This is a genomic window from Nocardioides conyzicola (genome assembly GCF_039543825.1).
GTDB lineage: Bacteria > Actinomycetota > Actinomycetes > Propionibacteriales > Nocardioidaceae > Nocardioides > Nocardioides conyzicola.
Genome location: NZ_BAABKM010000001.1, coordinates 423,178 through 441,098 on the forward strand (window position 1 = coordinate 423,178; position 17,921 = coordinate 441,098).

The 17,921-nt window shown below is 67.5% G+C and carries 18 protein-coding genes; 5 read left to right on the forward strand and 13 right to left on the reverse strand.

The genetic code is table 11. The features are described from left to right. Positions 1-8: 8 nt before the first annotated feature. Both ABEA34_RS02085 and ABEA34_RS02090 read right to left on the reverse strand, forming a co-directional pair. Entirely contained in the window at positions 9-677 is a 669-nt protein-coding gene (locus ABEA34_RS02085) for a LuxR C-terminal-related transcriptional regulator (RefSeq protein ID WP_345518733.1), read from the reverse strand. A gap of 9 nt (positions 678-686) precedes the next feature. Continuing rightward, complete coding sequence (locus ABEA34_RS02090) at positions 687-992, reverse strand: MerR family transcriptional regulator (protein ID WP_345518735.1); 306 nt, start codon at positions 990-992, stop codon at positions 687-689. Between the two features lie 82 nt (positions 993-1,074). Between ABEA34_RS02090 and ABEA34_RS02095 the strand changes: the two genes are divergently transcribed. Then, positions 1,075-1,512 (forward strand): Hsp20/alpha crystallin family protein, encoded by a 438-nt coding sequence (locus ABEA34_RS02095; protein ID WP_345518737.1) that lies wholly within the window; start codon positions 1,075-1,077, stop codon positions 1,510-1,512. A 485-nt stretch (positions 1,513-1,997) separates the two neighbouring features. Beyond that, positions 1,998-3,032 carry an alpha/beta fold hydrolase gene (locus ABEA34_RS02100; protein ID WP_345518739.1) on the forward strand — a complete coding sequence of 345 codons (1,035 nt, stop codon included), beginning with the start codon at positions 1,998-2,000 and terminating at the stop codon, positions 3,030-3,032. 28 nt (positions 3,033-3,060) lie between these two features. Here the strand turns inward: ABEA34_RS02100 and ABEA34_RS02105 are convergent, their stop codons facing one another. The 10 genes from ABEA34_RS02105 to ABEA34_RS02150 all read right to left on the reverse strand — a co-directional run bounded on the left by ABEA34_RS02105 (position 3,061) and on the right by ABEA34_RS02150 (position 12,262). Further along, on the reverse strand, positions 3,061-4,185 hold the full coding sequence (locus ABEA34_RS02105) for a DUF4185 domain-containing protein (protein WP_345518741.1): 1,125 nt from the start codon (positions 4,183-4,185) through the stop codon (positions 3,061-3,063). A 147-nt stretch (positions 4,186-4,332) separates the two neighbouring features. Next, a complete protein-coding gene (locus tag ABEA34_RS02110) occupies positions 4,333-5,031 on the reverse strand; it encodes a sigma-70 family RNA polymerase sigma factor (RefSeq protein ID WP_345518743.1) in 699 nt (232 codons plus the stop codon). Further along, positions 5,021-5,734, reverse strand: a complete 714-nt coding sequence (locus ABEA34_RS02115) for an SGNH/GDSL hydrolase family protein (protein WP_345518745.1) — start codon at positions 5,732-5,734, stop codon at positions 5,021-5,023. Before ABEA34_RS02115 ends, ABEA34_RS02110 begins: the two co-directional genes overlap by 11 nt. Before the next feature lie 25 nt (positions 5,735-5,759). Further along, positions 5,760-6,566, reverse strand: a complete 807-nt coding sequence (locus ABEA34_RS02120) for an alpha/beta hydrolase (RefSeq protein WP_345518747.1) — start codon at positions 6,564-6,566, stop codon at positions 5,760-5,762. 233 nt (positions 6,567-6,799) lie between these two features. Further along, complete coding sequence (locus ABEA34_RS02125) at positions 6,800-7,495, reverse strand: SGNH/GDSL hydrolase family protein (RefSeq protein WP_345518749.1); 696 nt, start codon at positions 7,493-7,495, stop codon at positions 6,800-6,802. 11 nt (positions 7,496-7,506) lie between these two features. After that, entirely contained in the window at positions 7,507-8,454 is a 948-nt protein-coding gene (locus tag ABEA34_RS02130) for an MBL fold metallo-hydrolase (protein ID WP_345518751.1), read from the reverse strand. A gap of 120 nt (positions 8,455-8,574) precedes the next feature. Continuing rightward, a complete protein-coding gene (locus tag ABEA34_RS02135; RefSeq protein ID WP_345518753.1) occupies positions 8,575-9,111 on the reverse strand; it encodes a carbonic anhydrase in 537 nt (178 codons plus the stop codon). An 86-nt stretch (positions 9,112-9,197) separates the two neighbouring features. Beyond that, the gene (locus ABEA34_RS02140; RefSeq protein WP_345518755.1) at positions 9,198-10,208 is read right to left on the reverse strand and encodes an SLAC1 family transporter; all 1,011 of its coding nucleotides are present in this window, start codon (positions 10,206-10,208) and stop codon (positions 9,198-9,200) included. 270 nt (positions 10,209-10,478) lie between these two features. Beyond that, the gene (locus ABEA34_RS02145) at positions 10,479-10,895 is read right to left on the reverse strand and encodes a VOC family protein (protein ID WP_345518757.1); all 417 of its coding nucleotides are present in this window, start codon (positions 10,893-10,895) and stop codon (positions 10,479-10,481) included. Between the two features lie 383 nt (positions 10,896-11,278). Beyond that, positions 11,279-12,262 (reverse strand): hypothetical protein, encoded by a 984-nt coding sequence (locus ABEA34_RS02150; RefSeq protein WP_345518759.1) that lies wholly within the window; start codon positions 12,260-12,262, stop codon positions 11,279-11,281. A 73-nt stretch (positions 12,263-12,335) separates the two neighbouring features. Between ABEA34_RS02150 and ABEA34_RS02155 the strand changes: the two genes are divergently transcribed. Then, positions 12,336-12,806: a winged helix-turn-helix transcriptional regulator gene (locus tag ABEA34_RS02155; RefSeq protein ID WP_345518761.1), complete on the forward strand. Its 471-nt coding sequence runs from the start codon at positions 12,336-12,338 to the stop codon at positions 12,804-12,806. Positions 12,807-12,825: 19 nt separating this feature from the next. On the opposite strand, the gene ABEA34_RS02160 is transcribed toward ABEA34_RS02155, so the two are convergent. After that, positions 12,826-13,701, reverse strand: a complete 876-nt coding sequence (locus tag ABEA34_RS02160) for an alpha/beta fold hydrolase (protein WP_345518764.1) — start codon at positions 13,699-13,701, stop codon at positions 12,826-12,828. 237 nt (positions 13,702-13,938) lie between these two features. Between ABEA34_RS02160 and ABEA34_RS02165 the strand changes: the two genes are divergently transcribed. Both ABEA34_RS02165 and ABEA34_RS02170 read left to right on the forward strand, forming a co-directional pair. Continuing rightward, positions 13,939-16,749 carry a helix-turn-helix transcriptional regulator gene (locus ABEA34_RS02165; RefSeq protein ID WP_345518766.1) on the forward strand — a complete coding sequence of 937 codons (2,811 nt, stop codon included), beginning with the start codon at positions 13,939-13,941 and terminating at the stop codon, positions 16,747-16,749. A 123-nt stretch (positions 16,750-16,872) separates the two neighbouring features. Further along, positions 16,873-17,724: an alpha/beta fold hydrolase gene (locus ABEA34_RS02170; protein ID WP_345518768.1), complete on the forward strand. Its 852-nt coding sequence runs from the start codon at positions 16,873-16,875 to the stop codon at positions 17,722-17,724. The last annotated feature ends 197 nt before the right edge of the window (positions 17,725-17,921 follow it).

Here is a 17,921-nt window from a genome sequence, read left to right on the forward strand (position 1 = left end):
TCCCGACGTCAGCGGGCCGGGTGCCGGTGCTGCGGGTCGAGCATGCGGGAGTGGTCGGGCGCGAAGCCGTGGTTCAGCCCCCAGGCGACGGCCTGCGACCGGCGCCGCACGTCGATCTTCCGGTACGCCGTGCGGATGTAGGTCTTGACCGAGTTGATGGACAGGTAGACCTTGTCGGCGATCTCCTGGTTGGTCAGGCCCTGGGTGATGAGGGCGACGACCTCGGCCTCGCGACCGCTCAGCCCGAACTCCTTGCCCGGCCACGCGCCGACCGCGGGGTCGGGACGCGCCGCTGCGGGCGGGGTGACCGTCTGGCCGGCGTGGACCTGCTCGAGGGCGTCCACCATGTCCGCGGTGGGCATGCCCTTCCACAGGTAGCCGGCAGCTCCGCTCGAGAGGGCGCCGTCGACGAGCTCGGGCTGGAGGTTCCAGCTGTAGATCACGACCTTCGGGCTCCCGGCCACCGTGAGACTCTCGATGTCGATGTCCTCGCCCTGGTCCTGGCCGAACGTGTCGTAGAGGACGATGTCGACGTCGCTGACCGTCGGCTCGTCGGAGTCGAGCTCCACGACCTCGATCCGGTCGGCGTACGGCGTGAGCAGGGCTGCGACGCCGGCGACGACCAGCTCGTAGTCGTCGTTGATGGCGACGCGGACCGGGGTGCGTGCGTCAGGCATGCCGCGACCCTACGCAGGGCGCCGCGTCGCCGCCAGACGCCGCTCGAGCGCCTCGACCCTGTCCTCGAGGGCGATGACGTGGGCGATGCCGACGAGGTTGAGGCCCTCGGCGAGGAGCTCGCGCACCCGGTGGAGCCGGTCGATGTCGTCGGGGCTGTAGAGCCGCGAGCCGCCCGGTGTCCGGTCCGGGGCGACCAGGCCGCGGCGCTCGTAGACACGGAGGTTCTGGATCTCCATCGAGACCATCTCGGCGGCCACCGAGATCGCGAACACCCCGCGAGATCTGGTGCGTTTCTCGTCTTGACTCCGGCTCATGCTTTGACTATATAAAACCTGTAACCACTGATATAGGTCCAAGGGCCTGACGTCCTTGGCGAGATGAACAGGAGGACATGTGATGCTGATCCGTACGACCGACCCGTTCCGTGACCTCGACCGCCTGGCGCAGCAGGTCCTGGGCACCACCAACCGGCCCGCCGTGATGGCGATGGACGCGTGGCGCGAGGGCGACCGGTTCGTCATCGAGTTCGACCTTCCGGGCGTGGCCCGCGACAGCATCGACCTCGACGTCGAGCGCAACGTGCTCACCGTCCGGGCCGAGCGGGTGGCCCGCAACGGCGACTGGGAGGCACTCGCCTCCGAGCGTCCGCGCGGGGTCTTCAGCCGCCAGCTGGTCCTCGGCGACAACCTCGACCTGGACCGCATCGAGGCCGGCTACTCCGACGGCGTCCTGCGGCTCGTCGTACCCGTCGCCGAGAAGGCCAAGCCCCGCAAGATCGAGGTCCGCCACGACGCCGGCGACCGGGGCGACAGCCCGGCCGCGATCAACGCCTGACCCGTCCGTCGGCGACGAAGCCTCGGGACGACCGCCCTCACGCAGGCGCGCGGGTCCCGGGGCTTCGCGCTCTCCTGCCCGGACGTGAGTCATGACCCGCCACCAGAGGCGACGGGCCATGCCCAGCTCGAGCTCGAGCGCCCCAGGGCGACGCGGAGTGACGCTTCACCCACTCGACCTGGTCATGGGGCGGTACCCCGTCGGCGCGCCGTACCCCTCACCCTCGCGGGTGTGGTCGGCGCGCCGTCACCTGGCGGTGGCGGGAGCGAGGTCCCCGCCACCGGCATGGCCCCGCCTGGAGATTCCGTCCCGTGGTGCACGAGCATCTGCAGCCCGCGCACGGCATCACCAGCATCCCCGCTGATCGCGCCCCGCGACCTAGCGTCCGGTACGGACGACCATCTCAGTCGCCCGCCCCCGAGGCCCGAAGGCGGTAGGCCGTGCTCACACCTTGTCGGCGAACGCATCGAAGTCGATCGGCGGGCATGACGATGCCAGCACGCCAGCCGACCCTCCGACGCGTCGGGCGTCCCGAGGGAGAGATCGCCGTTGCCGACTATCCGGGCGCAGAGCCGGCCATCGTCGTGATGCACGGCTTCCCGGACCGCCGCACCATCAACGAGCCGCTCGCCATGGCGCTCACCAGCAGGCGAGTCCTGCTCTTCGACTTCCTCGGATATGGCGATTCGGACAAGCCGATCGGTCATCCGTACGGCGCCGCGAGCTGTGAGGAGGATCTGGACGCGGTGGTCTCCGCTCTCACCGAAGGACCGGTCGTAATCGTCGGCCACGACGCGTCCGGGCCGACGGCGATCAACTGGGCGCGACGAAACCCCGCACGCACCGACCACCTCGTGCTTCTCAACTGCTACTACCACCAGACATCATCGCTGCGCTTCCCCGAGTGGATCGCCCTGTTCACGGACCCGGCAACTCGAGCGTTGACGTCCGACATCGCCAGCGACCAAGGTCTTCTGTCCCTGGGCTTCCTCTGGCAGGGGGCGCAGTTCGCGAAGGCAGAGTCGGCTCCCACCGGCCGTTCCTCCACGGCCGACCAAGCGAGGCCACGAAAGCCACGCGGGCTCGCGGCGTTTCCCCTCCGCGCACTTCGCCGGTTCGTCGGACTCTCCCCGAGGAAGATCCGGATCGGAGTGCGTCTGCTCCGCGAGATGGTGCGGTGGAGGTTCGTGCCGACGTCGGAGCAGGTGGGGTGGATCAAGCAGTTCACGGACACCCCGAGCACGACCGAGGCCTTCCTGCGGTGGACCGGCGATGCGCAACGCAACGTCGCGTCGAACACCGCCAGGATCGATTCGCTGAGGTCGTTCGAGCGTCCCGTGACGATCGTCTTCGGCCAACGCGACCCGTACATGCCGGCCGCCGCCGCTCATGACATCGCAGCACTGTTCCCCACGAGCAGGTTGCACCTCTTCGACGCCGGACACTGGGTGCAGCTCGAGTTGCCGGAGCAGGTGGCAGAGCTCGTAGGTGCACCACCTCCCAGCAGTGGCCGGGTCTGAATTGCGTCTGAGCAGTGACCGCCGCCCGCTAGGGCAGCTTGATGCGGAGGAACCGGGGGCGGTATGCATACGGATCCGCGATGACAGCGCCGACGTCGCTGCAGTTCCTGCTGTAGGAGACGACGACCGTCCCCTCTTCCGGAAAGAGCTCCGGGTGGGCAAGGGGCATGTACGTCAGCTCCCCGGTGACTGCGTTGGAAGGCAGCTGTCCCACCGTGGTGCCGTCATCGAAGGGTCCCCACGGGTTGTCCGCGATCCAGACAACGAGATCACTGCCCACGAAGTCGCTCCTCTTGCTCAGCGCGTACCAGGTCGGGCCCTGCTTGAAGACCGACAGCGTCTGCGAGACACCACGTGCGGCGGTGATGAGGTCGGTCGCCTTGCTGGGGTCCTCGTGCCAGCGAGACCCCGTCCAGTAGCACCATCTGCGCCGGTCGAGCAGGTGGTCGGGCCTGACCCGGGCGACTCGGAGCGAGAACCCAGACACGCCGGGTTCGTCGGGCCGAGCGGTGCCGTACAAGTAGAGCCATCCGCCGTCATCTGCTGTTGCGGCTCCCCATTCGGGTGAACCCACGTCGTCGAGATCCGGCCCGAGATCACGCACCGTCATGAGCTGCGGCGTCTCACCGCGTTCGACGACGAACACCGCTACAGACGGGCCGAGGGTGTGGAAGTCCCATACCCCAGAACCTGTGGTCTGCACGCGTTGCGCCATGAGGGTGACGAGGTCGAAGCCCGGCCTTTCCACCCGCCTCAGGGACATCGGCCAGTACCCCACCGGGAACTCGTCGGCACCTTCGCGATCTGGGATCACGGCGCCGCCGTCCGCCGGGAGCACCGACTCGATGCAGTCGGGAGAGAGCACGAGCATCGAGTTGCGGACGAACTGCTGGCCGGCGAATCCCTCCCCGCGCAGCGTGTCTCCGAACACCATGAGCCGCCGCCCGTCCTGGAGGTCGACCACCGCGCCGACGTCGCCGCCCTGGAACGAGTCGTCGCCACGCTCGTGTCCGGAGATCCTGTTGAGGTCTTCCAGGCTCGCAACGCGTCCCGTGTGCACGCAATCCGCGATTGCCGCTGGGGCCGACATCGGTAGCCGTGCCAGCCCGTCAAGCGTGCCCGTCGACGCCCGGAAAGGCTCGTTGGGCTGCATAGGTGGAGCTCCTCTGTCGGAAGTTCTTGTGTGAGCACCATGCGGCCGGGGGTCTGCACATGGCGTGCCCTCGTCCTGGTCGTGCACGTATCACCGATGCCCGTGCACAATGCGCCCAACAGAAGGCAGGCCGACGCTCGGCCCTCGTCACGCCGACTGTGCGGGCACCCCGAGGGCTACGCGGAGCTCGTCGAGGTGCTGGCCGAGCAGTCGTGAGACGTGGACCTGACTCACGCCGAGCATCTTCCCGATCTCATGCTGGGTTCGGTCCTCGACGTATCGCAGATGCAGCAGGGTCCTCGCGCGTGGCGTGAGAGCTGACAGGTACGGGCGGAGGTATTCGCGGACTTCCGCACGTTCGAGCGCGTTCGTGTCGTCCGGCACGATTGCGGCGAGCGTCAGCTCGTCGTTCGCGTCGATCGGCATGTCGAGGCTCAGCGGCCGATAGCAGGTCTCGATCGCGACGCCGTCCGATGTCTCGTTGCTCCCAGACTTGCGGAGTGCGTTGTGCCGAGTCTGCACCGGCCGCGATGGCCGGATCATCCAGACGTGATCGCGGAAGAAGTGCCGGAGGTCGCCGCGGATGGTCGCCACCGCGTACGGCAGGAAGTGCTCCCCCCGGGTCAGGTCGAACTTGCGGGCAGCGCGGAAGAGCGACAGACAGGCGACCTGCTCCAGGTCGGCGAGTGACTCGCCACGACGGTCGAATCGACGCGCGACGCTTCTCGCAATGTCGATGTTGAGGACCGTCAGCTGACGGACGAGCTCCTCGCGATCATCGCCGGTCGCCACCGCGAGCGCGCGGGTGAGACGGCTGTTCTGCTCGGATCTCTCGTCAGCGCGCATGGGTATCAACGGGGCCGATCCCGAGTCCACCGAGCGCCTCGAAGATCCGCTGGGCGATGACTCGCTCGCCGGCCTCGTTGGGGTGCGTGCCGTCCCACGTCATCGTCCTGGGGTCGAAGCCGGTCGAGATGTCTGCAACGACGATGCGCGCCCCACTGGTGTCCAGCTGTGCCGCCAGCTGGGACAGGAGAGCTCGGTACTCGGTGGACTCACTCTCGAGGGTGTATCTCTCGAGCTGGACGTCGTACCTGGTCGTGACGGTGCCGACCACGATGCCGATGCCCGGGCGGGCCGCTCGGGCTCGATCGATGTAGGTGAGAAGGCGCTCGACCGTTTCGCCCGGCGTAGCCAGACAAGCCAGGTCGTTGCTCCCCAGCACCTCGACGAGTACGTCCGGCATGCTCGATTCGACCTGTTCGGTGATCTCCGGGCCGTCCAGCAAGAGGGAGCTGCCCCACTTGGCCCCGTGTGACTGTCCGCCGAACGCCTGCGCGTAGGTGGCTGAGCCGAACTCGCCCGATTCGAAGTCGTACAGATCGCTACGAGGGCCGACGAAGGCGACAGGCAGGTCGAGCTCCACCAACTTGTTCCACAGGTGGTACCTCCACGTGTAGTCACCGGACGTGCCCTGGGTGATCGAGTCGCCCGTGATCAGGATCCGGGTCGGCTCGACGAGCTGAGGCAGCCCGGACTGGTCTGACATCGTCGACACTCGAGATCAGGCGGGGCTAGAAGCCCTTGGCGGAGAACCACTCCAGCGCGACGTCGGCGACGTCCCTCCAGCCGGAGTCGATGGTCAGGGAGTGGCCTCGGCCCTCGAACAGGTGGAACTCGGTGTCCGCGGGGCCCTTCTGGTACATCTCGTAGACCTCCTTGGTGACCTTGAGAGGAACGACGTGATCGTCGGTGCCAGAAGTCAGCAACAGGGGTCCGCGATCGGCCAGGTGGGTGTCGACCTTCGCGGGCGAGTGCGAGTGGAAGTTCGCCGTCGCCACCTGGAAGAGAGGGAGGCCGGCGCCGGGGATGGCCCAGCTCTCGTGGAGGGAGTCCGACTCCTCGTCGGCCAGCGTGTTGCCGAACGCGTACTTGAACTCCTTGGTCGTCAGGGAGACCGCGCGATGCCGGTTGGCGGGGTTGCCCAGCACCGGGAAGGCGGACCTGAGCTGAGCGAGAGGCAGGGCCTTCACTCCCTTGATCCCGGCGGGCTCGAGCGCCACGGCCGCTGCTGCGTAGCCGCCTGCGAGGAGCTCCTGAGCGATCAGTCCGCCGAAGGAGTGGCCGACCAGGAGCGGCTTGGTCTCAGGGGTGCCGATGAGGTCGGCATAGTGCTCGACGATCTGCTCGATGCCGATGTCGTTCATGGCGTCGGGGTGTGCGCGGGTCTGGGCGACGGTCTCGGCATCGCCCGGCCATCCCGGTGCGGAGGTCGCGTAGCCATGGCTCTGGAACAGCTCCTGCCACGGCTGCCAGGAGGCCGAGTGGATCCACAGCCCGTGGATGAAGATGACCGGGTTGGTCTTGGTCGCCTGGGACATCGTCTGACTCGTTTCGTCTTGTAGGAACGCCCGTGAGGGCTGCGGCTCGTGCGAGCTGTCTGGACCCGGACCAGCGACGCCGTCTCGGCGCCGTGCCCTCGCCCCGCACCTAGGTTGGACACTCCCCGACGGCCAGCGTCGGTCGAGGCGAGAGGTGTGCACATCTCACCCATGCCCGTGCACTGGATGAGCCGACTGCTGGGGATCTCGGGGGGAGAGGTTGCTCGAGCCCCTCAGGCGGGCGGGCGCAGCTGCTCGTGAAGTGCGACGTAGAAGTCGTTGGCGAGGAGCTCGTGACCGAGGTCATCGGGGTGGAAGTGATCCTCGGCGAGGTTCCTGAAGCCGAGACGTACCGGCACCATGCGCACGTCGCCTGCAGCCGCGGCGACGGCCACGTCGTGCTTGACCTCGGCGAGAGGGCCGAACGCATGCTTCAGCACGGCAACCAGCGTTCCGCGGGGAAGCACGCGGATGAGCTCGCGGTAGTGGTCTGCGAGCGACGCACGGAACGTGCGGCGCACCATGTCGTTGCTGCCGATCACCACCGTGACCAGGGCCGGCTCCTGGCCGAGCCGCGTCATGGCAGGAATCTGGTGGTGGATCACGTCTGCGGTACGCGCCCCGCTGACAGACAGGTTCAGCACGCGGTGACGAAGGTGGGTCTCGTGAAGTGCGTGGCTGGCCAGAGCCACCCACCCTCGGTCCACCGAGCTGGCTCCGACGCCCTGCGAGATCGAGTCCCCGAGGACCACCCAGAGCGGGTCGGTGCTGTCCAGTGCAGCACGATTTCGGTCGTGCCACTCCGCTGCATAGCGACCTATCTCGCTCTCGACTCGATCGACCCCGGGCAGGTGCCGTCGCAGCAGGGGTAGGAGACGGCCCGGTGGATGTTCGCTCAGGTTGGAGTAGATGAAGTTCTCGTCGGGCATGGCGCGGGCTTTCAGGCCGCAGTCATCCGGTACGACGTCCCGCTGCTGCCGGCGACGAAGGCATCCGGCAAGGCGGTGGCAATGGCCTGCTGGGCGCGCCAGCCCGTGCAGTGTCCCGGGACGACAAGCTGAGGTTGCAGCTCCGTGAGCGCGGCGACTGTCGGGCCGATGATCGGCTCGAAGGAGGGGCCGCTGAGGTGGAGACCGCCCATGAGCGCGTGCAGTCTTGCCACACCGGTAAGTCGATGTGCGTGCCGGACGATGTTGACCGCGCCAGCGTGTCCGCAACCGGTGAGAACGACGAGTCCGTGGCCGCGCAGATGGACGACGAGCGCTTGGTCGTCGATGACGCGTGGATCGTGTCTCCACTCGCTGCCGTCCCAGGCCTGGTGTGCGGCTGGCATCCCGTGCTCGAACTCGGTGGTCCGGTCGACCTCGCCGGTGATCAGGACCGAGCCATCGAGGAGGAGCGACGGGTGGCGCCGCTCCACGAGCCTGAATCCCTCGGCCTCCAGGGCCTTCTTGCTGAGGGTGGGGAGCAGGTCGGGCTCGGCGCCTGGGATGGCGATCCGCCGGCGGGTCCAGGCGCCGGGATGTACGACCATCGGCAAGGCTCGTCGGCCGCGCCTGGCAGACAGTCCGACCAGCCCACCGGCGTGGTCGAAGTGCCCGTGGCTCAGGACGATCGCGGTTGCGTCGGACAGGTCGATGCCGAGTCGTTCGGAGTTGGTGGTCATGGCATCGGGCGACAGGCCGGCGTCGAAGACGATGGTGTGGGTCGTGGCGCCTCGCCGAACGGTGACGAGCGCGGAGAACCCGTGTTCGGCCATCAGTCCAACGGTCGTGCGCCCGGTCTCGAACTGAGGTGCGATGGCGCTGCCTGCCTTGAAGGGCGCGCGTTGCACGCGGTCCGTTCCTGTGAGCAAGGCGTCGTAGACGTTGTCGACCAGCGTCGTCACCGTGATCTCGTCGACTGGCTCCACGTGGATGGGGTCGACGGCAGGACCGGGCGCCGGGCTGGGGGCGCTCCAGGCGGCCTCGTCGCGCCCAGCCGGGGAATCACACATGAGTCCGCCGCATCATTCGTGACGGAGCGGCGTGGGTTCGACGATGGTCTGGACTCGTCCGGTACCGACGTCGTAGACGAGCCCGGAGACCGCGAACGAGCTCGGGAGCGGGGCCGCGTGGAGCGCGGCTGTGTCGACGTGGACCGACGAGTAGGGGTCGCTGACCGCCTTGCTGTCCAGTTCGTCGGTGGTGATCTCGAAGTACTCGGCGAGCAGGTCGGGGAATGCCGCGAGATCGGTCATGCCGCAGTCGGTGTGGTGCAGCACGACGAGGTTCCACCCGACGCCGGGTGCTCCGCCATGGTTGGCTTGGCCCACCTTGCCGAGCATGGCGATGGTCTTGAGTGTGGCCGGCGTGACCCGGCCGCCGACATTTCGGATGACCGCGGCCTCGCCGGGCTCGAGGGCGAGGAGCTCGGTGGGGTCGACGCGAGGGTCGACGCAGCCGATGATCATCAGCTTCCCTGCTGGGTTGATCTTGAGATCGGCGTTGAATCGAGTGGCGGCGTAGTTCTCGTTGCGTGCGCTGAGTGTGGCGATCGACGTCATGGGAGCTCCTGGTGATCGGGCGATTGCGGGTCGATGGTGGTGGCTGGTCGCGGTTCTCGTGTCGGGGTGGTCAGGAGGTGACCGCCTCAGAGGGGGCGGTGGCGGCTGTGCTGGAGACGGTCGACGACGGTGGCAACGGCGATGGCCAGGATGAAGCTCGTCGCGAGACCGGTCAGGGTCCACGACCAGAGCTGGGTGTGGGATGCCTCGGCGACGTGCAGTCCCCGGATCGTCAGGTTGGTCGCCGCGGCGACGGGGAAGGTGAACGCCCAGAAGCTGGGCATGAATCCGAGCAGCCGGTACTCGGTGAAGAACAGGACCTGGACGACGACCATCAGCACGAGGATCCCGAAGATCCCGTATCCGAGGGTGCCCGGCTGGCCTGCGGAGATGGCGAGCCATGCGAGTCCGGCGGTCGCGGGAGCAGACACCAGGATGGCGAGGGTGGGCTTCAGTGGGTCCGGCAGGGGTGGGCCGGTGAAAAGTCGCCCGAAGAGCAGCCCGCTCAAGACGAGCCACAGAAAGACTCCGACCCCGAAGGCGCTCGCGGCAGCGTCGACCCATCCGCTGGCGCACAGTCCGATGGCGGCGATGAACGGGCCGGCGACGGTCGGCAGGAAGTAGCCCGGGTGGAACGCGAGCAGGACGAAGTTCCCACGCAGCCAATGGGTCAGGAGCTGCGCGACCAGAAACGCAGTGGCGGCCACGAAGATCAGGACGCCGGCTCGGCACATGTTGCGGGCGGTCGTCTCGTAGTGGGTGCAGAGCAGGATGCCGATGACGGGGATGTAGCCGGCGAAGGGCCCGAAGAGAGCGTTCTGCCGATCGGCGGTGAAACTGCGGCCACGCACTGCGATGAACAAGTAGCGGGCTGTCAGCACCGCCCAGAGTGCGGCGCTCAACGCGAACAGGAGTCGGGCTGGCCACGGGGATGCTGACTCGGCGTCGGTCATCGTCTGCCACACGCCTGCCAACCCGACGATCCCCAGCGGGAGGGCCATCAGGTTGAGCACCGTGGAGCCCGCGCTTGACGCGAGGGCCGCACTCACCTGGGCAGCGGTGTGAACGGTGGTCGTCTCTTCGAGTGAGTCCGTCATGCCGGTCCCGATCGGTATCGGGTGGGCGGTGTGCCGGCTGGAAGATCTCCGGCACACCGCCTGAGGGGGTCGACGCGGACCACGTGCCAACCTGGGTAGCCGATCTTCGGCAGCCTCCTGACGATGTGCATCGCTTGCCCTCCTCTGACTGCCGCGACCGCACGGCCGCTCACCCCGGACGCTGGCACGGCGCGAGTGGAAGGTGTCGTGGTTGCCGCTCGTCCTGCACTCGCTGCAGACAGGTCCGCACTCCTCAACCAGACCTGCTGTCTAGGACGCCGGGGCGCCGGTCACGTTGACCTGCCACGCCGTCCCGAACTTGTCGGTGCACTGGCCGTGCATGGAGCCCCAAGCCGACGTGGCGAACGGCACGGAGACCGTGCCCCCCGACGCCAGCTGGGTCCAGTAGGCAGTCAGGTCTGCCGCGTCGCCACCCAGCGCCACCGAGAACGCGCCTGCGCCCTGGTGATCCTGCGGCGTCGGCGAGTCGGAGGCCATGAGCACGACCCCCGTGGCTCCCCGCAGCATGGAGTGGGCGACCAGCTTCTCCTGACTCGGGTCTGCGGCTCGGCCGATGTCTGCGAAGGAAGTGATGTCGAGTTCGCCGCCGAAGATCGACTGGTAGAACTCCATCGCCTCCCGGGCGTTGCCGGGGAAGTTCAAGTACGGGGTGACGCGTGCGGGCATGGCACATCCTTCTCTCAGTGTGTTTTCTCAACCGTTGTCGGATCGTGGGGTGGAGGCGACCACGAACGCTCTGATACGCAGCGTTCGCTCGGTCGACGCCCACCGCACGCCGACGACGATGGCTGCAGCCAGGGCGGCCGCTACGAGGGGGCGTTCCACCCCACCGAGACTGTTGCTCTGGCCGAGCAGATGCAGCGCAGGACCTAGTCCGCCCACGCCCGCCGCCGTCGCCAGCTGAGCTGCCGACGCTCTCCGGTTGGCACGACTCTGGCGTGGCTCCGGATCTTGGCCAGCTCCGTAGACCCATCGTGGCCACCGTTCAGGGGGCAACGGTGGCATCCCGTTGTCCTCGGTCCGCTCCATGAGCTCAGCCGCGCACCCGGTCAGTGGGTCGCCGCCACTGGGTGAGCGAACGTGGCACTGTCGCGAGCGCGGCGGTCATTCAAGCCTTGACGAAGCAGCACCAGGGCAAAGCCCACCAGGAACCAGGCAACGAGGACGGCGATCGAGCTCCAAGCGCCCGAGCCATCGAAGTAGCCGAAGTCGTTGACCGCTCGCACGGCAGCACCGGGCGGCAGCTTCGCCGAGACGGCCTGGGCCCACCCCGGCAGGAGGTCGTAGCCGATCGTTGCGCCACTGGTCGCATTACCGACGGTGGTCAGGATGAGGACGGCCAGACCGATACCCGCTGGCCCCAGCCACGCGCCGAGCGCCTTGGTCGCGAAGGCGCTTGCCGCCGACAGCAGGATCAGCGAGAGCGCCAAGAGTGGGAACGAGGGCGTCAGCGAGCCGTAGATCGGCCCGGCGATCGTTGCGGCGATGAGGCCGATCGCGACGGCGAAGCCGGCCATGGCGTACAACCGGTGCCGCAGACGAACCGTCGCAGTTGCTCCCGTGAGGCCCTGAGCCAGGACAAAGGACGACAACGTGACACCGAAGACCACATAGAACGCCGAAAGCCCTCTGGAGTCGTAGGCGACCAGCGGAACGATGTCCGCTTCCTCGACCGTGAAGCCGCCCTCAGCCGCAAGACCGCCGACGAGCTGTCGCGCCGCACCGCTCTCGCTGAATCCGCTCGCACCCGCGTACTCGAGACGAAGCGCGGTGGGCGAGGTCGCGCCTACCACCGCGATCGCATCGCCGTCCCGCACGAGTGCGGCACCGTCCGTCAGGCTCGACACCTTCGTGATCTCGACCTTGTCACCCAGGCCGGTGCGCGCAGCGGTCGTGAGCTCGTCGCCGACTACAGCGATCGGCAGGTGGTGAGGCTCGGGCGAGCGTTGCAGGCCGACGTACACCCCGATGAACGCTGCGCCGATGATCAACCCGGTGATGACCAGCGGGATCCAGGTTCGGTGCTGGGTCACCACTGGCACCGGAGTGCCGGAGCTGGGGGCGGATGATGATGACATGACGACTTCCTCGGCTAGCCTGGTTTGAATGTCAAACGAACCGAAGCGTACAACAGATGGTTTGAAATCCAAACCAACCCGTGATTCGCTCGCGGTCGCGTTGGATGCGATCAACGACCGGTGGTCGTTGCACATCGTCCGAGCGGTCGCCTTCGGCGCCTCGCGCTACACCGACATCCTTCGAGTGGTCGGTGCTCCCCGAGACGTCTTGTCCTCCCGGCTGCGCAAGCTCACGGAGTCCGGGATCCTCCAGCCCCACTCCCCCGAGAAGGGCCGGCTAGCTGGGTATGAGCTCACCGAGAAGGGCCGAGACCTGGGGCAGGTCATCCTGGTCCTCAAGCGCTGGGGCGACACCTATCGCGAGGACACCGTGCACAAGGTCGACTTCATCCACGACGTCTGCGGCGAGGTGTTCGTCGCCCAGGTGACCTGCCAGGCGTGCGGTAGGCCGATCAAGTCCGGAGAGTTCTCGGTCGACCAGACCTCTCTGGGTTGCTGACCAGGCGTGCGGACGCACGTCAGGTCTCCACGATCGCGGCCGCAGTCGCGGCGGGCTGATCCCACTGAGGCCAGTGCGCTGCTCCGGAAATGCCTCGCACCACCGACCGAGGGAACAGCGCGTGGAGGTGCTCCGCGGCGGCGTCGTCGAAGTAGGGGTCGTGCTCGCCGAACGCGATCGTGACCGGGATGTCGAGTCGCCCCAGCTCGCCGCTCGCGATCTGCGCGTTCTGCTCCACGAGTCCCGGGAAGAGGTCGGACGTCCAGGCTCGAATCGCCGAGATGGAGTCGGGTTGAGCGGCGTCACCGAAGAACTGCGGCAGGATTGACTGACCGCCGACGCCGGCCAGGTCTTCTGGCCCCGGGTTCAGCTTGCTGTTCGTGTAGAGCAGGATCCAGCCGAGGGTGGTGGGATCGGCGAGGATCGCATCGACCAGTGGCGCGAAGTGTGGGTCCGCGAGCATCCGGATGAACTCGGGGAACTCCAGGGTCGGAGTGTCTCCGAAGAAGGTGTTCAACAGCACGAGTCCGCCCACGTCATCTGGGTGGGCGAGCGCGTACCTGATCGTCACCGGTCCGCCGATGTCGTGTCCCACCAATACCGGCTTCACCAGGTCGAGGTGCTCGGCGATCGCGGCGATCTCACCCTCGCGCTGACCAGACTCGAACGGCCCGATCGCGTCACGCCCTGAGCGACCGTGGCCCAGGAAGTCGAACGTGACCAGATGCCGACCTGCCAGCTCAGGGACGATGCGGTTGTAGATCCGAGAGTCGTCCGGGAACCCGTGCGTCATCACGATCGCCGGACCGTCGCCGGGGTACTCGTTGACGTGAACACGACCCTTCGGGGTCGAGACCTGGTGCTCGATGACCCGAGCAGGGATGGAGGCATTCATACCTGGTTCCTTCGCGACTGGCCGACCCGGCTGCACTAGTCCTCGATGCTTGCTCGGCCCGAGCTGGATGGCTCACGGCGACGCTACGACCGTTCGTCCGAGGACGAACCACCCGAAGACCGCGCGTGCACGTCCTGCAGAGAGCGCTGCACGTCGCACCGGTTGCGTCACCCGGGGAGGTGCTGACGGCGCCCACTACCGTTGGGAGCAATTCGACGGTCCGGACATGGAGGCGAGATGAGATTCGTCGGTCGTGATGACGAGTTGACGCGCGCCCACAACGCCTTGCTCGCCTCACGACGAACTGGCCAAGGTGCGATCCTCCTGGTCACGGGCGACCCGGGTGTCGGCAAGAGCACCATCATGACGGCAATTGCCGAGCGTGCAGCCTTGCTCGGCTTTTCCGTCGGTGTCAGCAAAGCCGAAGAGGCTGACCAGATCGCGCCGGGTGCACCACTGCTCATCGCCCTCCGGTCCGGGTCGTCACCACTTCTGGACGCGGAGTCCTTCACCTCGCTCTCGACCCTGTACGGGCAACAGCTGTGGCTGGTCGATCGGGTCGCATCCCTCCTCGAGGAGCTGTCCTCCCGTCAACCGGTCCTGGTTGCGATCGACGATGTCCAATGGGCCGACCGCCTCACGAGGTTCGCACTTCGCATCCTCCCCAGCCGACTGTCGGGGTCACCCGTCGTCTGGGTGCTCGCCAGTCGGGACCCTCACGGATCGGCGACCGCCGACGCCTTGTCCGCGGCCCGCGACGGCGTGCCTGTCCATCAGCTGGAGCTCGACCCTCTGAGCGAGGACGACGTCGCCTCGCTGGCTCTCGAACAGCTCGGCGAAGTCCCTACCGGCCGAGCGGCCGACCTCTTGCGCGGGGCAGGCGGCAACCCGTTCCTGGTCACAGAGCTCATCAGCGGCATAGCCGCCGCGCGTGCCCGAGGAGACTTCGACGACGCCATCCCCGAGACCCTGCGCCAGATGGTGAGTGACCGCTGTCGGGCCATGCCGGAAGCGTCCCAACGGCTCGTCAAGATGTGCGCCGTGTTGGGACGCCCGGTCCACGCAGACGACCTCATGGATCTCCTGGGCGACGATGCCGACGACCTCGACCCCGACTGGCTTCCTCCGCTCGTGCAGTTCGGCGTCCTCGTCGGGCACGCGCAGGTGGTCCAGTTCCGGCATGACCTGATTCGCCAGGCCGTGTACGACACCCTGTCCCCGACGGCCCGTCGAGCTCTGCACCGACGATGCGCAGTCTGGCTCCTCGGCTCCGACGGCGGCGCCCTCGCCGCAGCACCACACGCGCTGGCCTTCGCCATCAAGGGTGACACCGAGGCGGTGCACATCCTGAGTGCCGCTGCGTCAGATGCGGCTGCGGTCGACCCGGTGAGCGCAGCCGACCTCGCCCGTCACGCCTACCAGCTGAGCAATCCGACGGGTCCCGACCATGCCGAGCTGGGACGTCGTGCCGTCGAGCTGCTGACAGCGGCCCACCGGGACGCCGAGGCCGCCGACCTCGCCGACATCGTTCTGGCAGCCGCTCCTGACAACGAGACGGCGGCTCACCTGCAGTTCTTCGCCAGTCGATCCCTGTGGAGGATGGGCCGCATCGCGACCATCGCCTCGAGGATCGAGATCTTGGCCGCGTTTGACGTCTCAGATGTGGCCCGCGTCCGGATGCGAGCGATCCAGGCTCTCACCATGTCCCGGACCGAGACGGGCGACGTCGCGCGAAGCGCAGCCGAGGACGCCCTCGTTGCAAGTCGCGGTATCCGAGACCGTCCCAGCGAGCAGCTGGCGCTCGAAGCGCTCGGCGAGGTGGCGCGCAACGAGGGTCGCCATGCAGACGCCTACCGCCATTTCCACGAGCTGCGCTCCATCGTCGGCGATGAGTTCCTGGCGAGCGAGATCGGTGCCCTCCAGCTCCTCGACAGGTACGACGAGGCGGCGCGCCTGCTCGAGGGCGCCCGACGGGTCGCAGATGAGATGGGGGTGGCAGAGACTCCCGATCTGATCGACGCGCAGATGTGGCAGGACTTCAACCTCGGCCGGTTCGACGAGGCGGAGGTCAGCGCCAGGTCGTTGATCCAGCTTGCCGGTGAGCTCGGGAACCGCGTCTCCGCCCACGAGGCCAGGCTGATCCTCGCTTCGATCTCGCTGATGCGCGGAGACCTCCCCGAGGCGCGTACACAGCTGACCATCGCCAACGCCGAGCCCATCGCGGACTGGGAGGTCAGGAGTCCCGGCTCGACGCTGATGTCAGGCTGGATCACGGCTGCTGAGGGTGATCTGACAGGGGCACTCACGATTCTTCGCCCACTGCTGGAGGGCGCCGAGGCCTCTCGTAGCTTCTGGCCCTGGTGGCCGGGGTGGATGCGGGTATTCACCGAGCTCGGTGTCGCCGCAGGCGACGCCGACTTCGCCCAGCGAGCCGTGCAGATCGCTCAGATAGGTGCGGACCGCAACCCCGGCATCGCGAGCTTCGAGGGTCAAGCCCTGCATCTTCGCGGGATCCTCGACCGGGATCTCGAGACCTTGGCCGAGGCTGTCCGAGTGCTCGAGGGCGCACCGCGACAGGTGATGCTGGCTGGTGCGTTGATGGACTACGGCTCGGCCCTGCTCACGGACGGACAGCGCAAGCCGGGGATCAGGGCTCTGGACGAGGCGTGGCCCATCCTCGAACGCTCTGGACTCATCAACTCCATGGTCATGGTCCAACGGGCTATGCAACGGGCTGGGGTTCGACGGAAGCACTGGCCGACGCCCGACCGACGCGGCGCCACGGGCTGGGAGTCGCTGACCACGGGTGAGCGCCGCGTGGCGGAGTTGGTCGGTTCTGGTCGTTCGAATCGCGCCGCAGCGCAGGAGCTTCGCGTCTCGCCCAACACCGTTGCCACGCATCTGAGATCGATCTTCGCCAAGCTGGACATCTCATCTCGCGTCCAGCTGGCGAACGTCCTCCACGAGGTGGAGCCGGCACAACGACGACCTGACACTCCCCTGGACAGTCTGATGGACGTCTCCCGGATCCAGTCTCCCGATTCCTGATCGTTCCCTGCGCCCCGCGGGCTGGTATCTGCGCATTTTGGGTCAGGTATTTGCAACGCGTTCCTGATGTGGTTGGTGCGTGCAGACGTTGTGGTGGCTGGGTCCAGATGTCCGGGAGCGCGGATGACCGAGATGACGAGCAGGGACGCACCTACCCAGCAGGTCAGCGTGGCGGCAGAGTCCTGGGCGTACCGACGGTTCGGTGGGTCGACCTCGGGCGGACCTCCGCTGCTCCTGCTGCCGACCTTCCGCGCAAATCTCGACGCCTGGGACCCGCTCCTGGTCGACGCCCTCGCCCTGCAGCGAGACGTCGTGCTGCTCGACCTGGCTGGGATCGGACGGTCCACCGGTCTGGTCCCGTCGACCGTGACGGCCATGGCGAGAGATGTCGTCCGCTTCCTGGGTGCGATAGGCGTGGAAGCGCCCGTCGACGTGCTGGGTCACGGGCTCGGCGGCATGGTGGCTCAAGAGCTTGCCCTGCTCCATCCGCAGCTCGTGCGTCGACTCGTGCTCGCCGCGACGGCGGCCCGGGGGGACGGTCGCAGCCATCGGTGGGCACCCGATGTCTCCCGACTGGCCACCTCATCGGAGCTGCGCCCCGACGCCGTGCTCAAGCTGCTCTTCGAGATCACGGATCGAAGCCAGGCCAAGGGCCTGGAGTACCTCGCCCGGGTCGCCACTCGGGTGGCCGACCGCGACTGGCCACCCACCGATCAAGCCCGCGCGGCTCAGTACGAGGCCGTGAACGACTGGGCGTCGCCGGAGCAGGGCAAGCTGGACCGCCTGCGTGGGATAGCGGTCCCGACGCTCGTGGCGTGTGGGGACAACGACATCGCCGCCAGCTCCGAAAGCTCACGCTTGTTGGCTGACCATCTGCCGAACGCGTGGTTGCGCGTCTACCCAGATTCAGGCCACGGGTTCCTGTTCCAGTATCCCTTGGAGTTCGCCACGCTCGTCACCCTCTTTCTGGAGTGACGCCTCACCTGAACAGATGAGGAAACCGCTCTGACGACCGGGGCGGTCGATGGGCGACTGCTACATCCAGACGATTCGTCGGGCGCGGCACATCGGGTTCGGTAGGGCTGCTACCTCACACACGGTGCCGTCGAAGGAGTCCCGAGATGCTGGCACGTGGCGCCCCCCATGACGGCAGACAACAGCCCCCACCCTCG

Bases quoted from the DNA above. Each gene is read 5' to 3' on its own strand.
- ABEA34_RS02165 (WP_345518766.1), top strand. From the start codon at position 13,939: ATGAGATTCGTCGGTCGTGATGACGAGTTGACGCGCGCCCACAACGCC.
- ABEA34_RS02125 (WP_345518749.1), bottom strand. From the start codon at position 7,495: ATGCCCGACGAGAACTTCATCTACTCCAACCTGAGCGAACATCCACCG.
- ABEA34_RS02085 (WP_345518733.1), bottom strand. From the start codon at position 677: ATGCCTGACGCACGCACCCCGGTCCGCGTCGCCATCAACGACGACTAC.
- ABEA34_RS02110 (WP_345518743.1), bottom strand. From the start codon at position 5,031: ATGCGCGCTGACGAGAGATCCGAGCAGAACAGCCGTCTCACCCGCGCG.
- ABEA34_RS02105 (WP_345518741.1), bottom strand. From the start codon at position 4,185: ATGCAGCCCAACGAGCCTTTCCGGGCGTCGACGGGCACGCTTGACGGG.
- ABEA34_RS02140 (WP_345518755.1), bottom strand. From the start codon at position 10,208: ATGACGGACTCACTCGAAGAGACGACCACCGTTCACACCGCTGCCCAG.
- ABEA34_RS02160 (WP_345518764.1), bottom strand. From the start codon at position 13,701: ATGAATGCCTCCATCCCTGCTCGGGTCATCGAGCACCAGGTCTCGACC.
- ABEA34_RS02115 (WP_345518745.1), bottom strand. From the start codon at position 5,734: ATGTCAGACCAGTCCGGGCTGCCTCAGCTCGTCGAGCCGACCCGGATC.
- ABEA34_RS02170 (WP_345518768.1), top strand. From the start codon at position 16,873: ATGACCGAGATGACGAGCAGGGACGCACCTACCCAGCAGGTCAGCGTG.
- ABEA34_RS02155 (WP_345518761.1), top strand. From the start codon at position 12,336: ATGTCAAACGAACCGAAGCGTACAACAGATGGTTTGAAATCCAAACCA.
- ABEA34_RS02095 (WP_345518737.1), top strand. From the start codon at position 1,075: ATGCTGATCCGTACGACCGACCCGTTCCGTGACCTCGACCGCCTGGCG.
- ABEA34_RS02145 (WP_345518757.1), bottom strand. From the start codon at position 10,895: ATGCCCGCACGCGTCACCCCGTACTTGAACTTCCCCGGCAACGCCCGG.
- ABEA34_RS02100 (WP_345518739.1), top strand. From the start codon at position 1,998: ATGACGATGCCAGCACGCCAGCCGACCCTCCGACGCGTCGGGCGTCCC.
- ABEA34_RS02120 (WP_345518747.1), bottom strand. From the start codon at position 6,566: ATGTCCCAGGCGACCAAGACCAACCCGGTCATCTTCATCCACGGGCTG.
- ABEA34_RS02135 (WP_345518753.1), bottom strand. From the start codon at position 9,111: ATGACGTCGATCGCCACACTCAGCGCACGCAACGAGAACTACGCCGCC.
- ABEA34_RS02090 (WP_345518735.1), bottom strand. From the start codon at position 992: ATGAGCCGGAGTCAAGACGAGAAACGCACCAGATCTCGCGGGGTGTTC.